The sequence below is a fragment of the Loktanella atrilutea genome, from assembly GCF_900128995.1.
GTDB classification, from domain to species: Bacteria; Pseudomonadota; Alphaproteobacteria; order Rhodobacterales; family Rhodobacteraceae; genus Loktanella; species Loktanella atrilutea.
Genome location: NZ_FQUE01000002.1, coordinates 325,425 through 338,931, shown reverse-complemented (window position 1 = coordinate 338,931; position 13,507 = coordinate 325,425). Strand labels below are relative to the sequence as shown.

At 64.5% G+C, this 13,507-nt stretch carries 13 protein-coding genes; 10 read left to right on the top strand and 3 right to left on the bottom strand.

What is annotated here, in order from left to right; genetic code table 11:
- Positions 1-108: 108 nt before the first annotated feature.
- Positions 109-1,227, bottom strand: a complete 1,119-nt coding sequence (locus tag BUA54_RS06825) for a carboxylate-amine ligase (protein ID WP_072856477.1) — start codon at positions 1,225-1,227, stop codon at positions 109-111.
- A 356-nt stretch (positions 1,228-1,583) separates the two neighbouring features.
- Between BUA54_RS06825 and BUA54_RS06820 the strand changes: the two genes are divergently transcribed.
- The 10 genes from BUA54_RS06820 to BUA54_RS06775 all read left to right on the top strand — a co-directional run bounded on the left by BUA54_RS06820 (position 1,584) and on the right by BUA54_RS06775 (position 11,262).
- Complete coding sequence (locus BUA54_RS06820) at positions 1,584-2,267, top strand: Hint domain-containing protein (protein WP_178352717.1); 684 nt, start codon at positions 1,584-1,586, stop codon at positions 2,265-2,267.
- Between the two features lie 399 nt (positions 2,268-2,666).
- Complete coding sequence (gene urtA / locus BUA54_RS06815; protein ID WP_072856672.1) at positions 2,667-3,899, top strand: urea ABC transporter substrate-binding protein; 1,233 nt, start codon at positions 2,667-2,669, stop codon at positions 3,897-3,899.
- A 67-nt stretch (positions 3,900-3,966) separates the two neighbouring features.
- Entirely contained in the window at positions 3,967-5,901 is a 1,935-nt protein-coding gene (urtB, locus tag BUA54_RS06810) for an urea ABC transporter permease subunit UrtB (RefSeq protein WP_072856476.1), read from the top strand.
- 115 nt (positions 5,902-6,016) lie between these two features.
- Entirely contained in the window at positions 6,017-7,183 is a 1,167-nt protein-coding gene (urtC, locus tag BUA54_RS06805; protein WP_072856475.1) for an urea ABC transporter permease subunit UrtC, read from the top strand.
- A complete protein-coding gene (gene urtD / locus BUA54_RS06800; protein WP_072856474.1) occupies positions 7,180-7,929 on the top strand; it encodes an urea ABC transporter ATP-binding protein UrtD in 750 nt (249 codons plus the stop codon). The genes urtC and urtD overlap by 4 nt, the downstream gene beginning before the upstream one ends.
- Positions 7,922-8,617, top strand: a complete 696-nt coding sequence (gene urtE, locus BUA54_RS06795) for an urea ABC transporter ATP-binding subunit UrtE (protein ID WP_072856473.1) — start codon at positions 7,922-7,924, stop codon at positions 8,615-8,617. The genes urtD and urtE overlap by 8 nt, the downstream gene beginning before the upstream one ends.
- A gap of 63 nt (positions 8,618-8,680) precedes the next feature.
- Positions 8,681-9,454, top strand: a complete 774-nt coding sequence (locus BUA54_RS06790; RefSeq protein WP_084114188.1) for an energy-coupling factor ABC transporter ATP-binding protein — start codon at positions 8,681-8,683, stop codon at positions 9,452-9,454.
- Positions 9,429-10,031 (top strand): energy-coupling factor transporter transmembrane component T family protein, encoded by a 603-nt coding sequence (locus tag BUA54_RS06785; RefSeq protein ID WP_072856471.1) that lies wholly within the window; start codon positions 9,429-9,431, stop codon positions 10,029-10,031. The genes BUA54_RS06790 and BUA54_RS06785 overlap by 26 nt, the downstream gene beginning before the upstream one ends.
- Before the next feature lie 11 nt (positions 10,032-10,042).
- Entirely contained in the window at positions 10,043-10,588 is a 546-nt protein-coding gene (locus tag BUA54_RS06780) for a biotin transporter BioY (RefSeq protein ID WP_072856470.1), read from the top strand.
- Positions 10,585-11,262 carry a nitroreductase gene (locus tag BUA54_RS06775; RefSeq protein ID WP_072856469.1) on the top strand — a complete coding sequence of 226 codons (678 nt, stop codon included), beginning with the start codon at positions 10,585-10,587 and terminating at the stop codon, positions 11,260-11,262. The genes BUA54_RS06780 and BUA54_RS06775 overlap by 4 nt, the downstream gene beginning before the upstream one ends.
- Here BUA54_RS06775 and BUA54_RS06770 read toward each other — a convergent pair.
- Together BUA54_RS06770 and BUA54_RS06765 are read right to left on the bottom strand one after the other, a co-directional pair.
- A complete protein-coding gene (locus tag BUA54_RS06770; protein WP_072856468.1) occupies positions 11,259-12,359 on the bottom strand; it encodes a thiolase family protein in 1,101 nt (366 codons plus the stop codon). The genes BUA54_RS06775 and BUA54_RS06770 overlap by 4 nt on opposite strands.
- Positions 12,356-13,495 carry a class I adenylate-forming enzyme family protein gene (locus BUA54_RS06765; RefSeq protein ID WP_084114186.1) on the bottom strand — a complete coding sequence of 380 codons (1,140 nt, stop codon included), beginning with the start codon at positions 13,493-13,495 and terminating at the stop codon, positions 12,356-12,358. The genes BUA54_RS06770 and BUA54_RS06765 overlap by 4 nt, the downstream gene beginning before the upstream one ends.
- Positions 13,496-13,507: the final 12 nt, after the last annotated feature.

Sequence of the window (13,507 nt, the reverse complement as noted above, 5' to 3'; positions counted from 1 at the left end):
CGACGCAACTGTTTCTTTTCCTCAAAGACCGGCTTCCTCCCTTTCCGGTCCACCTGTCCCGCGCGGTTCATCCCTCTGGCCGCGCGGGCTTTTTGTGCGTGCTCCGCCTCAGCTGTCGAACGCGTCGATCAGTGACGTGACAACCTGAACAAGAGCTTCGCGATCCGACGCCCCCTGTTCCAACGCCATGTCCCGAATGCCACGCTGCCGCGCAGCGCTGGTCCCGCCGGTCACGACGCCGCGCGCCTTTTCGGCGTCCGAAGCGCTTTGAAAATGGTCAAGATCCGGCGCGAGGCGGTTCAGCATGTCATCCACAACCAACTTCATCGGAACGATCCGTGCCGGATCGCCGGCGATCAGTCCTTCTGCGGTGCCATAGCGTTGAGCGCGCCACCGGTTTTCCGACAGGACCAAGGGGTCGGGAACCGGTTCGTCCCGTGACATGCCGCGCCAGATCATTCGCGCCAAGGCTTGGACAAGGGCAGCGAGCATCAGTGCCTCGTCGATCCGGGGCGAAACGTCGCAAATCCGCGCCTCCAGCGTCGGGAAGGCGGCAGAGGGTCGCAGGTCCCACCAGATCTTCGAGGCGTCCTCGATGATCCCAAGTTCGACGAGTGTCCCCGTGGTGGCTTCGAAGGCCGCCCAGTCCGCCAGACGTGGCGGCAACCCAGTACGCGGCATGCTGTCGAAGACGCTGACCCGCCAGGATGCGAGGCCGGTATCCTCGCCCTGCCAGAACGGGCTGGAGGCTGAAAGCGCCAGCAGCACTGGCAGCCACGGCGTAAGGCTGTTCATGACAGCGATCCGGGTGTCCCGATCCTCGATGCCGACATGGACGTGCATGCCACCGATCAGCATCCGTCGCGCGACGGCGCCCAGATCGGTATCGAGCTTGTCGTAACGCGGCTTTTCGGTTCGCTCCTGATCGGACCAATTCCCCCACGGGTGGCAGGATGCGGCGATCGGCGCCAGCCCGTGTCCACGCGCGATCCTTGCGACAGCGCCACGAAGTCGCGACAGATCGGCCCGCGCATCCGCCACGGTGGCGCAGACCCCTGTTCCGACCTCGACCTGACAGCCCAGAAACTCGGTGCTGACCTGATCGCCGAGGGCCTCTTTCAGATCTTCCAGCAGTTTTTCTGGCGCGGTACGCAGCGCTCCGCTTTCGGGAACGACCAAAAGGTATTCTTCTTCAATCCCGATAGTGAAGGCGGGGGCGGTTGTCATGGCAGTCTCCGGGGCGCTGGGCGGCGATTCGCGTTGAACATCAGAGAATGTGGCGGAATCGTCGGCTGTCCATGCACAATCCGGCCGCGCTTCAGTCATTGGTGCCGCGTGTGTGGGGCGGTGCAAAAGACTTTGACAGTCCTACCCCTATCTTGCCACATTCAAGTCAACAGCAACGTTCTCCTCAGATGTTGTCGGTGGGGCCGGCAGATGATGTGAATAACCGCAAGGTGACGCACATGACCTATCAGACCCCCACTTCCGCCGCTGGCCTCGCGGCGGATCGTGATACGAAGCCGGAGTCCTCGGGCCGGTTCGCTTGTCCGGATGGGCAACCTCGGCGCATGATGCCTCTCATGCGAAGTTACGAGGTTGCCCACCTGACACCCTCCGGCCATGCGGACAGTTTCACACGTCTCGCACCTGCGATTCCGGCATTCGAAGACTGCTTCGGTGCGTTCGGCCGGGGTGCCATCCTGCAGACTGACACCGGCCCGCGCGCGGTCGAGGATCTTTGGCCCGGTGACCGGGTTCTGACGTCAAGTCACGGCATGCAGACCCTGCTTTGGCATGGCACGATGCAGATCGTCCCCCGGAGTACGCAAACCCGTGCCGAGATCGGGACGATGGTTCGGATCATGACCGAAGCCTTCGGTCTCGCCCGGCCGGCAACCGATCTGGTGTTGGGTCCGACGGCTCGGCTGGCCCATGCCGCCCCCGGGACGCGTCGATTGACCGGTGACGATACCGCCTTCGTCCCGGCACGTGATTTCGTCGATCATACCAGCGTCATTGCCCTGCAACCCGTGGCGCCGGTCCACGCCTATCAGCTGGGCTTCGCCGCTCATGCGCGGATCAGCGCGAACGGTGTCGAAATAGAGACCTTGCACCCCGGCCTGCCGCATCTGGTCCGGTTGCCTCCCGACATGGCCGCGCTTCTGCTGGCGCTTTTCCCGCACAAATCGTCCTTGGCGGATTTCGGCCCCCTGCTGCACCCCCGTGTGACCCTGCGCGATCTCGATCTCTTCAGCGCTGCTTGACCGCGGGTCGCCCCCGCAGCCTAGCGAGGCGCAACCTCTCTCTTTCCGGTTTGCCTTAATAAGCGCCAGAAGAGGCGACTATTGCCCTGAAAATCGACACCTGCTGCCGAACCGGTGTTGCAGGGCTGATTGTGACAGGTGTGACTTCTGACCTTACGTAACGCTTTGGAGGTACCGAGAGGTTACAACGTCATGCGTGGGTCAGCTCTTAAGGATCGGGCCACGCACAGGGGTCAAACATCAACTGCTGACGCGCGTCTATTCAAAGGTTCCGGGTTTCGGCGGGCGCAGACCCGCGCCCGGATCCGCGGCGGCCGGCAGACAACAGGGGACGATATCTTGAAGACATTCATCACACGGGGCCTGCTCGCCTCCGCTGCCATCACTGCGGCCACATCCATGGCCAGCGCGCAGGACTGCGCCGATCCGATCAAGGTCGGCATCCTCCACTCGCTGTCCGGCTCTATGGCCATTTCAGAGACGACCTTGAAGGACGTCATGCTGATGCTGATCGAAGAGCAGAACGCCAAAGGTGGCCTGCTCGGCTGCCAGATCGAGCCTATCGTCGTCGATCCTGCCTCCGACTGGCCGCTGTTCGCTGAAAAGGCGCGCGAATTGCTGACGGTGGAAAATGTTGACGTGATCTTCGGTAACTGGACGAGCGTGTCACGCAAGTCGGTGTTGCCGGTACTGGAGGAACTGAACGGCCTGCTGTTCTATCCGGTGCAGTACGAGGGCGAGGAATCGTCCAAGAATGTCTTCTACACCGGCGCCGCTCCGAACCAGCAGGCGATTCCCGCGGTCGACTACTTCCTCGAAGAACTGGGCGTCGAGAAATTTGCGCTGCTGGGCACCGACTACGTCTATCCGCGCACGACGAACAACATCCTGCAGGCCTACCTGATGGATCACGGCATTTCCGAGGAGGATATCTTCGTCAACTACACGCCCTTCGGACAAAGCGACTGGGCGACCATCGTCGGTGACGTGGTGAAACTGGGCGAGGACGGCAAGCAGGTCGGCGTCATCAGCACGATCAACGGCGATGCGAACATCGGCTTCTACAAGGAACTCGCCGCCGCCAATGTCAGCGCCGACGACATCCCCGTCGTCGCTTTTTCTGTGGGCGAGGAGGAGCTGTCGGGTCTCGATACTTCGAACCTTGTCGGGCACCTTGCGGCCTGGAATTACTTCATGTCCGCCGACACGCCGGAAAACGCCGATTTCATCGAGAAATGGCACGCCTACATCGGTGACGACAAGCGCGTGACCAACGACCCGATGGAAGCCCATTACATCGGCTTCAACATGTGGGTGCAGGCGGTCGAGGCGGCCGGCACGACCGATGTCGATGCCGTGTCGGACGCGATGATCGGGCAGACCTTTCCGAACCTGACCGGCACCACAGCCGAGATGCTGCCGAACCACCACCTGACCAAGCCTGTACTGATCGGAGAGATCCGCGCCGATGGCCAGTTCGACATCATCAGCCAGACAGAGCCGGTGCCGGGCGACGCCTGGACCGACTTCCTGCCGGAAAGCGCGGTGCTTGAATCCGATTGGAAGGACCTGAAGTGCGGGATGTATAACACCGAGACCAAGACCTGCGTACAGATGACGTCGAACTACTGATCTGACGCAGGCGGGCGCGAAGATTTTCGCGCCCGCCATCCCGAATGTTACCGACAGAAAGACCGTCATGCTGCGCATCCTGGCCGCATTCTGCCTCGCGCTCGGGCTCGTCACCGGTGCGCAGGCCCAAGACTTGCAACCCGTTCTTCAGGCCCATGCCGATGACATCACCAAACCGTCGCGCGGCACCATCGGAACGACCCTTGATGCCTTGGTCGACTCCGGTCTGCCACAGGTGACGCCCTTCCTTGAAGCCTGGACCGACAAGGGCATCTGGCAGCGAGAAGCGGATAGCGTCTTCTTCTATGGCCGTGCGCAGGGTGCCGACCTGACCCTGACGGACATTGACACCGGCACCGTGACCGAAGTGCCGAAGTCCGGCTACACTGAACTGCGTCCCAATGGTGGGGTGCGCCGCGTCATCGGCACCGCTCTTGTACAGTTCCAACTGTCCGATCCCGACATCGCCCGCCGGCTGTCCGCCATCGATTCGCTGGCCCGCCGTCCCGATGCCGAACAGCTGGAACCGCTCCTCGCTTCGATCGACGGCGAACCCGATGCGGCCTTGAAGGCCCGAAAGATCCAGCTCGCAAATTTCCTGTCGGCCAGCTTCGCCCCGGCGCCCGCGGATCGAATCGCTGCCATCGAGAGCCTGTCGGACGACACATCGATCGAGGCGCGCGCCGTGCTCAACCAGATCCTCGCCACGACGCCCTACGTCGGTACCGCCGCCCCAGATGGCAACGTCGCACGCATCCTGACCGTCGGCGACGACCTTTCTGCGGATGACGCCTACAGCCGTCTTGTCGCCGCCAACATCGCGCCGCCCGCGATCCCCTCCACCGCGATCCGCGACGCACTGGCCGCCAATATCATCGACGGGGGTGTGGGCGATGTGCCGCTGGCGCAGTTGGGCACCACCGCGGCCCGCGACCGGGCCTACGCCACCCTTGCCACTGCCGGCACCGTTCCGCCGCGCCTGACCGATCAGGGGCGTGCCGACGCCGTTGCGTCCCATATATTCGCAGAGATCTATGTCGAGGACGACCCGGCCATCACCGATGCCGCCCACGCCGCCCTTTCAAGCGTCGAGACGCGGGTAGCCGCCGAGCGCTTCGCCGATCTGGCGTTGGACGCCCTGTCGCTCGCGTCGATCTACTTCCTCGCGGCTATCGGCCTTGCGATCACCTTCGGTGTCATGGGGGTCATCAACATGGCCCATGGCGAGTTCATCATGATGGGGGCCTACACCGGTTACGTCGTGCAGCAATTCGTGCCCGACTACACGCTGTCGATCGTCGTGGCGCTGCCGCTGGCCTTCGCCATTACCTTCGGCGCCGGCGTCACGATGGAGCGTCTGGTCATCCGCCACCTCTACCACCGCCCGCTGGAGACGCTGCTGGCGACCTTCGGCATTTCGATCGCGCTGCAGCAGCTGGCCAAGAACATTTTCGGCACACAGGCAAGGCCGCTGACCTCGCCGGGCTGGCTCGACGGCGCGCTGGTTCTGTCCGACGTGGTCCAGATCAGCTATATCCGGATCGCCATCTTCGTTCTCGCGCTCCTGTTCCTTGGCCTGATCCTGTTCATCCTGAAACGGACGCGACTGGGGCTGGAGGTACGCGCCGTCACCCAGAATCCCGGCATGGCGGCCTCGATGGGCATCGATCCCGACCGCATCAACATGATGACCTTCGGACTCGGCTCCGGCATCGCAGGCATCGCCGGTGTCGCCATCGGTCTCTATGCGAAAGTCACCTCGGAAATGGGCGCCGACTACATCGTGCAAAGCTTCATGACGGTCGTCGTGGGAGGGGTCGGCAATGTCTGGGGCACGCTCGCCGGCGCCACGCTGATCGGTTTCCTGCAAAAGGGGATCGAGTTCCTGAACCCCTCCAACACTCTTGCCGCACAGACCTACATGGTCCTCTTCATCATCCTTTTCATCCAGTTCCGTCCCAAGGGCATCGTCGCCCAAAAGGGCCGCGCGGCGGCCGACTGATGCGCCGGTTCCCCCTTCTTCTGGTCGAAAATACCTCGGGGGGTGCGGGGGGCTGGCCCTTCGCTGCGGCAACACGCAGCGCGTGGCGCAAAACCTCGACCCACAGGGACCGCACATGACGCAAGGCTTCCTCGTCACCAACCGCTCCGTCCGCTGGTTCCTGTTCACGCTGGCGCTCTTCACCGCCGTCATCGCGTTCGGATCGGAGGCCTCCGGTACAGGCATCTTCTCAACCTCTCTCGTCAAGACGCTGGGCAAGACACTTTGCCTCTGCCTGATCGCGGTCGCAATGGATGTTGTCTGGGGTTACTGCGGCATCCTCAGTCTTGGCCATTTCGCGTTCTTCGGGATCGGCGGCTACGCCATCGGCATGTGGCTGATGTATGGCCGGACCGAGGGCATCGTCATGACGAGCCTTGCGAACCAGACGATTCCGCCGACCCCGCAAGAGGTCTCGGACGCCATCGGCGGCCAGATCTTCGGCGTGGTGGGATCGTCGGAGTTCCCGCTGATCTGGTCCTTCGCCCACAGCCTGCCGCTGCAACTTCTGATGGTCGTCCTCGTGCCCGGGCTGCTGGCGCTGGTCTTCGGCTGGCTGGCGTTTCGCAGCCGGGTCACGGGCGTCTATCTGTCTATTCTCACGCAGGCGATGACCCTGGCGCTGTCGCTCTACCTCTTCCAGAACGACTCCGGCCTGCGCGGCAACAACGGGTTGTCCGGTCTTCAGAACATCCCCGGGTTCGAGCAGACCTCGCAGGCGACGATCAGCCTCGTCTTCTTCCTTGCCTCGGCCGCCGCACTGGCCTTGGGCTACGTCCTTTTCGCGTGGGTCGTCGCGGGCAAGATGGGCAGCGTCATCATGGGCATCCGCGATAACGAAGCACGGGTGCGCTTCCTCGGCTACCGTGTCGAAGGCTACAAGCTCTTCGTCTTCACCCTCACGGCGATCGTCTCTGGCATCGCCGGTGCGCTCTACTACCCGCAGGCCGGCATCATAAACCCGGCCGAGATCGCGCCCATCGCCTCCATCTACCTCGCCGTCTGGGTCGCCATCGGGGGGCGGGGGCGGCTTTATGGCGCCGTCATCGGGGCGGCGCTGGTGTCGCTACTGTCGAGCTGGTTCACGGGGGGCGGCGCACCGGACGTGAACCTCGGCTTATATCGCATTCAATGGACCGACTGGTGGCTGGTGCTGCTGGGGCTATCCTTCGTCTGTGTCACGCTGTTCTTTCCCAAGGGCATCGGCGGCCTCTTCGACTACCTCGTGAGGAAACCGTCATGACCAGCCTTCTGGAAGTCTCCGGCGTGTCGAAGACCTTCGACGGGTTCCGCGCGATCAACGACCTGTCGATCCAGATCTCCGAGCCGGAACTGCGGGCGATCATCGGCCCGAACGGCGCGGGCAAGACGACCTTCATGGACATTGTCACCGGCAAGACCCGCCCCGACGAAGGCCGCGTCCTCTGGGGCGAGAAGAACGAGTCGCTGCTGGGTCTGTCCGAGGCCGAGATCGCTAACCGGGGCATAGGGCGCAAGTTCCAGAAACCCACCGTCTTCGAGGATCAGACCGTGCGGCAGAACCTTGCCATGGCCCTCAAGAACCCGCGCGGGCCATTTGCGGTGCTGTTCCATCGCAAGACGCCGCAGGGCGCGCAACGGATCGAGGAGATCGCCGCCGAAATCGGCCTGACCGACCAGTTGACCCGCACCTCAGGCGAACTGTCCCACGGGCAAAAGCAGTGGCTGGAGATCGGGATGTTGCTGGCGCAGGACCCACGCCTGCTGCTGGTCGATGAACCCGCCGCCGGCATGACGGCGGAGGAGCGTGAAAAGACGACCGATATCCTGCGCCGCGCGGCGCAGACCCGGGCGGTCGTGGTGGTGGAGCACGACATGGAATTTGTTCGACGTCTAGACTGCAAAGTCACCGTCCTGCATGAGGGTCACGTGCTGGCCGAGGGTCCGTTGGACCACGTGACCTCTGACCCCACGGTGATCGACGTCTATCTGGGACGATCCGATGCTTGAGGTGCGCGACCTGTCCCTGAAATACGGCCAAAGCCAGATCCTTTACGATGTCTCGATGACCGCACCGGCGGGGCAGGTCACGACCGTTATGGGGACGAATGGCGTTGGCAAGACCAGTCTGCTGCGCGCCCTGTCCGGTCGCCATGCCTACAGTGGCGGCACTGTCGCGCTCGATGGCGCCCCGCTGGATCACCTGACTGCAGCGCAGGCGGCGCGGGCGGGTATCGCCTATGTCCCCCAAGGGCGAGAGGTCTTTCCGATGCTGACTGTGGCCGAGAACATGGAAACCGGATTTGCCTGCCTGCCGAAGGCCGATCGCAAGGTGCCGGCCTGGATCTTCGATCTTTTCCCCGTGCTGGCGGAAATGCAGCAACGCTGGGGTGGTGATCTGTCCGGCGGGCAGCAGCAGCAGCTTGCCATCGCCCGCGCGCTGATCACGAAGCCCCGGGTCCTTCTGCTGGACGAACCTACGGAAGGGATCCAGCCCAACGTGATCCAGCAGATCGGTCGCGCCATTGCGCAACTGCGCGATCGGGGCGACATGGCGATCATCCTCGTGGAACAGAACGTGGATTTCGCGTGGCGCGCCGCCGACAACTTCGTGATGATGAAGCGGGGTGCGATCTGGCGAAACATGGTCAAGTCCGATTGCACCCGCGATGATGTAGTGGCGGCACTGGCGCTCTGAGGGCGGCGGCGCATGGCATCGTACGCAAGTTTGGCCTAGAACGACGCGGGAAGCGGTCGCGCGATGCGGCTGCGCGTCAGGGGGCGGGACATGGCCGACGGCGGCAACGGACGTGGCACAGTGCGGATTGCACTGGACGGCGTGACGCTGTCACGGGCCGGCCGCCCTGTCCTGCAGGACGTCTCCCTGTCGACCGACGCGCGACGCATCGGCGTCCTTGGGCGCAACGGGTCCGGCAAGACGACGCTGGCAAGGCTGCTGTGTGGGCTCATCTCTCCAGACAAGGGAACAGTGCGGGTCGGCGGCATCGATGTCGCCCGGGACCGACGCGCGGCCCTGCGCACGGTCGGCATCCTGTTCCAGAACCCGGACCATCAGATCATCTTTCCCACCGTCACCGAGGAACTGACCTTCGGTCTGACGCAGATGGGGCAGGACAAGGCGCAGGCCGCACGGACGGTCTCGCGCGTTCTGTCAGACTTCGGCAAGCGTCACTGGGCCGAGGCAGCGACCCACAGCCTCAGCCATGGTCAGAAACAATTGGTCTGCCTGATGGCCGTCATCGCGATGGCGCCCCGTGTCGTCATTCTGGACGAGCCCTTTTCTGGTCTCGATCTGGTGACGCGCCTGCAACTGGGGGCCTATCTGGCAAGGATCGATGCAACGGTGGTGCATATCACCCACGATCCACAGGCGTTGCGCGGTTATGATCTGGCAATCTGGCTTGACGCGGGAGAAATTGCGCAAAGCGGCGCGGCGCCCGGGGTGATTGATGCCTATGTCGCAAGGATGACGGAACTGGGGGCTGGCGATGATCTCTCTGACCTCGCCGGTTAAGACGCAGGCTCATCGTTGGCCTGCAGGCCTAAAGCTGGGGCTGCTCTGTGCTGCAACGGTCGTGCTGTTTGCCCGGCAGGATGCCGCGTTCCATGCCGCAGCTCTCGCCGGGACAATCGGCCTTTACTTGATGGGGGGCAGGCGCTTCGCGCGCGCAGGTCTCGCGGCGGTCTGGCGCCTCTGGCCCTTCGTCGTCGTGGTGGGGTTCTGGCATCTGCTGACCGGGACACCGCTTGCAGGACTGGTCATCGTTCTGCGCCTTTCGACGGCCGTAGCTTTGGCGAACTTGGTGACGATGACGACAAGTCTTTCCCAGATGATCGCAGTCGTCATGGCCCTCGCAGCCCCCCTTCGGCCTTTGGGGCTAAACACCCGCGCATTGGCCCTTGGCATCGCTCTCGTGGTGCGCTTTACCCCTGCCTTGGCGGACAAGGGCACCCAGCTGTCGCAGGCCTGGTCTGCACGCTCGCCCCGGCGGCCAAGCTGGCGGATCGTGATGCCCTTCACGGTGCTGGCGCTGGACGATGCCGAGAATGTGGCCGAGGCGCTGCGTGCGCGCGGCGGCTTGAACCCCTGAAAGGGACGACGATGGAACGAAACCTGACACTCGTGGCGCTGTTCGCCGCTCTGATTGCGGCGCTGGGCCTGATCCCGCAGCTGACGCTGGCCTTTGGCGTGCCGGTCACGGCGCAAAGTCTTGGGGTCATGCTTTGCGGCGCTGTGCTGGGGGCGCGGCGCGGGGCGCTGGCGGTACTGCTCTTCGTGCTGCTGGTGGCTCTGGGTCTGCCCCTGTTGGCGGGCGGGCGCGGCGGCTTGGGGGTCTTCGCCTCGCCGACCGCAGGCTTCGTCGTGGGCTTTCCCTTTGCCGCCTTCATCACGGGGCTGATCGTCGAGAACTGGCGGCAGGGGCCGCTGGCGCTGGTCGCCGGCACGGCCTCGGTCATCGGGGGTATCGTCGTGCTTTATGCCTTCGGCATTTCCGGTTTGGCCTGGGCGCTGGACAAGTCATTGCCGCAGGCGGCCCTGCTGGTCACGGCCTTCATCCCGGGCGACCTGATCAAGGCGGTGCTGGCCGGTCTGATCACGGCGGCCCTAGCCCGCGCACGACCCGACAGCGTGCTGTCACGGGCATGACCGATCTGGCGGCGCTGCTGAACGAACGGCGGTCGGTCCGGGCCTACCTGCCGACACCGGTGCCGAAGGCCGATGTGACGCGCATCCTGAAGGCGGCCCGGCAGGCCCCAAGCGGTGCCAACCTGCAGCCGGGGCATTTCGTGGCATTGACCGGCACACCGTTCGCCGCGCTGCAAACTGCGTTGGCGCAGGCCATTGCCAGTAAACGCCCGCAGGTCAGCGAGTACAGTTACTTCCCCGATCCGATGCCGGCACACCTTAAGGCGCGGCAACGGGGGGCGGGCTATGGGCTTTATGCGACGCTGGGTGTGGACCGACGCGATGTGGTCGGACGGCGGGCGCAGTTCGCGCGCAACTACGCTTTCTTCGACGCGCCAGTCGGCATCGTGGTGACGATCGACCGGGCGATGGGCAAGGGCTGTTACATGGACCTTGGCATGGCACTCATGTCGCTGTTCCTTGCCGCGACGGCGCGGGGGTATGCCACCACCGGGATTGGGGCGCTGGCGCATTACGGCGATGTGGTGCACGAGACCCTTCGCCTGCCTGCGGACCAGCTTGTTGTCTGCGGCATCGCCCTGGGACGGGCTGATCCAGACGCACCGGTGAATACCTTCCGAACCGACCGTGCCGATCTGGCGGACTACGCCCGTTTCGAAGGATTCGAGGACTAGACTTCCAATAGAAGTGCCGTACCGAGGCCGCCGGCCGCAGCGATAGCGGCAAGGCCTTGGCCACCACGGGCCTGCAAATCGTGGAACAGGCGCACGGCATTGATCGCGCCGGAGGCGCCGATAGGGTGCCCGCGTGCCAGTGCGCCTCCACCGATGTTCACCCGCGCGGGGTCGAGGCCGGCGCCCTGAGCGCAGGCGATGGCCTGTACGGCATAGGCCTCCATGACCTCTGCCAGCGCGATATCGGCGGGAACAAGGCCTGCCTTTCGCAGGGTCCGGTCGATGGCCGCAACCGGCGCAAGTCCCGGCATGTTGGGCGCGCCGCCCAGCGTGCAACCCCCGACAATGCATGCACTTGGACGCCGCAGGTCTTGCGCAATGCGGTCCGACACGACGAGCACGAAAGCCGACGCGTCCGCGCCGACGGCCGTATTGGCCGCCGTAATCGTCCCGCTGATGGGTGCCGCACGCGCGCAGGTCTGCAAGGACAGGTTTCTCGTAAAGGCGTCCTGTGCGAGTCCCGCAACCGGCACCATCTCTCGTTGCATCCGGTCACGGGCATCGCGGGCTTTTGCATGGCTTTCGACAGCCCAGCGGTCCTGCGCGTCGCGGCTAATCTTCAGTATCCGTCCCAGATGGTCGGCCGCATCGGCCATCGCGGGATCGCGGTCAGACCAAGGGGTGAATGGCGCTTGATCGTAGGGCGTGGGCGGGCGACCGTCCGCATGGGTGTGATATCGAAGCGGTCGTCGAGAGGTGCTTTCCACCCCGCCGACCAGGATGACCTCGGCCGTACCACCGCGAACCAGCGCGTCCGCCAGCAGGATGGCATCCAGCCCGCTGACGCACTGGCGATCGACGCTCAATCCTGCGACCCCCTGAGGCAAACCTGCGGCAAGAGCGCACAGACGCGCAGGATTGCCGCCGGCGCCAAGGGCATTGCCGACGATGACCTCGTCCACCCGTCCGCGATCCAGACCCGCATCGGCAAGGCAGGCCAGCAGGACCGGAGCCGCCAGTTCATGAAATGCAAGGGCGCGAAAGGCGCCGCCGGCCGGGGCGACAGCGGTCCGCCGGGCGGCGACGATGACACTCACGCCATATCCTGCGCCAACTTCGTGGCTGTCCTGTAATCGGGCTTGCCCCCGGGCAGCATCGGAACGGCATCGCACATCTGGATGCGATGCGGCGCCATGATCGGCCCAAGGTGCTGGCGGCTCAGACGGTGAAGGTCGTCGGCACTGTCTTCTGTCGGCGCCCCTGCCACCAGCGCCACGACCCGCGCGCCGCGCCTTGGATCGGGCACCGCCACGACGACGATCTGCGCGCCGGGGATCAGGTGCGACAGCGCGGCCTCGACTCGGTCGAGCGAAACGTTGCGATCCGCCACGGTCACCGTTCGCCCCGCGCGCCCGGTCAGGAACAAATGACCACCCGGGTCCAGATAACCAACCTCTCCCACCGTCAGGAAGCCGTCGCGCCAGCGAGTGTGCCGACTGTCGCCGTGTTCATATCCTTCGAAAAGGTAGGGGCTGCGCACCCAGATCGTCCCGTCATCGTCGACATGCAGTACGACACCGGGGTAGGGGCGCCCTACGGAGCCGGGCGGCGTGGACGCATCGGTCCAGGTGATGAAGCTCGTTTCCGCCGCGCCGTAGAACTGGATCAGCCGGGCGGCGGGAAAGGTCGTGGCCGCAGCTTCCACTGCAGCCAGCGAGAGTCGTCCACCGCCGACCATGATGCAGCGCACGGACGACAGCGCGCTCGACGACTTGCACAGCTCCGTCAATTGCGTCGGTGTGAGGTAGAGCACATCGGCCCGGCTGTCGGCAATGGCGCGCGCCTGCCGGTCGGGCCGCACGCCGGACAACGAAAGGATCGCTGCCCCATGGTGCGCAGCTTCCAGCGCTGCGTACAGTGCCAGTGAGGAATCGAAGCCGGAAAAAACCGCGACGGTTGCTGCCGGTCCAAGACCCAGAACGGATCCGTTGACCGCAAAACTTGTTTGCCACGAGGCAGGCGTGCGGCGGATGACCTTGGGCGCCCCGGAACTGCCCGATGTGGCGCATAAAAGTACGGGGTGGGGCGCTTTGAACCCGGAGATCCGACCACCCTCCACCCGCAACGAGAATCCGGCACGGACGGCATCGCGCAAGCCATCCTGCACCGTATCCGCGCGAAGAAGGCGCGTATCTTCATGCCACCGGAATGCGCCGCCTGTCGCCGTCACCACGATGATCCTTCA

Excerpts from the sequence above, each read along its gene's own strand:
- BUA54_RS06780 (WP_072856470.1), top strand. The coding sequence starts at position 10,043 with ATGGAACGAAACCTGACACTCGTGGCGCTGTTCGCCGCTCTGATTGCG.
- BUA54_RS06790 (WP_084114188.1), top strand. The coding sequence starts at position 8,681 with ATGCGGCTGCGCGTCAGGGGGCGGGACATGGCCGACGGCGGCAACGGA.
- urtE (WP_072856473.1), top strand. The coding sequence starts at position 7,922 with ATGCTTGAGGTGCGCGACCTGTCCCTGAAATACGGCCAAAGCCAGATC.
- BUA54_RS06785 (WP_072856471.1), top strand. The coding sequence starts at position 9,429 with ATGATCTCTCTGACCTCGCCGGTTAAGACGCAGGCTCATCGTTGGCCT.
- BUA54_RS06820 (WP_178352717.1), top strand. The coding sequence starts at position 1,584 with ATGCGAAGTTACGAGGTTGCCCACCTGACACCCTCCGGCCATGCGGAC.
- urtD (WP_072856474.1), top strand. The coding sequence starts at position 7,180 with ATGACCAGCCTTCTGGAAGTCTCCGGCGTGTCGAAGACCTTCGACGGG.
- BUA54_RS06825 (WP_072856477.1), bottom strand. The coding sequence starts at position 1,227 with ATGACAACCGCCCCCGCCTTCACTATCGGGATTGAAGAAGAATACCTT.
- urtA (WP_072856672.1), top strand. The coding sequence starts at position 2,667 with ATGGCCAGCGCGCAGGACTGCGCCGATCCGATCAAGGTCGGCATCCTC.
- urtB (WP_072856476.1), top strand. The coding sequence starts at position 3,967 with ATGCTGCGCATCCTGGCCGCATTCTGCCTCGCGCTCGGGCTCGTCACC.
- urtC (WP_072856475.1), top strand. The coding sequence starts at position 6,017 with ATGACGCAAGGCTTCCTCGTCACCAACCGCTCCGTCCGCTGGTTCCTG.
- BUA54_RS06775 (WP_072856469.1), top strand. The coding sequence starts at position 10,585 with ATGACCGATCTGGCGGCGCTGCTGAACGAACGGCGGTCGGTCCGGGCC.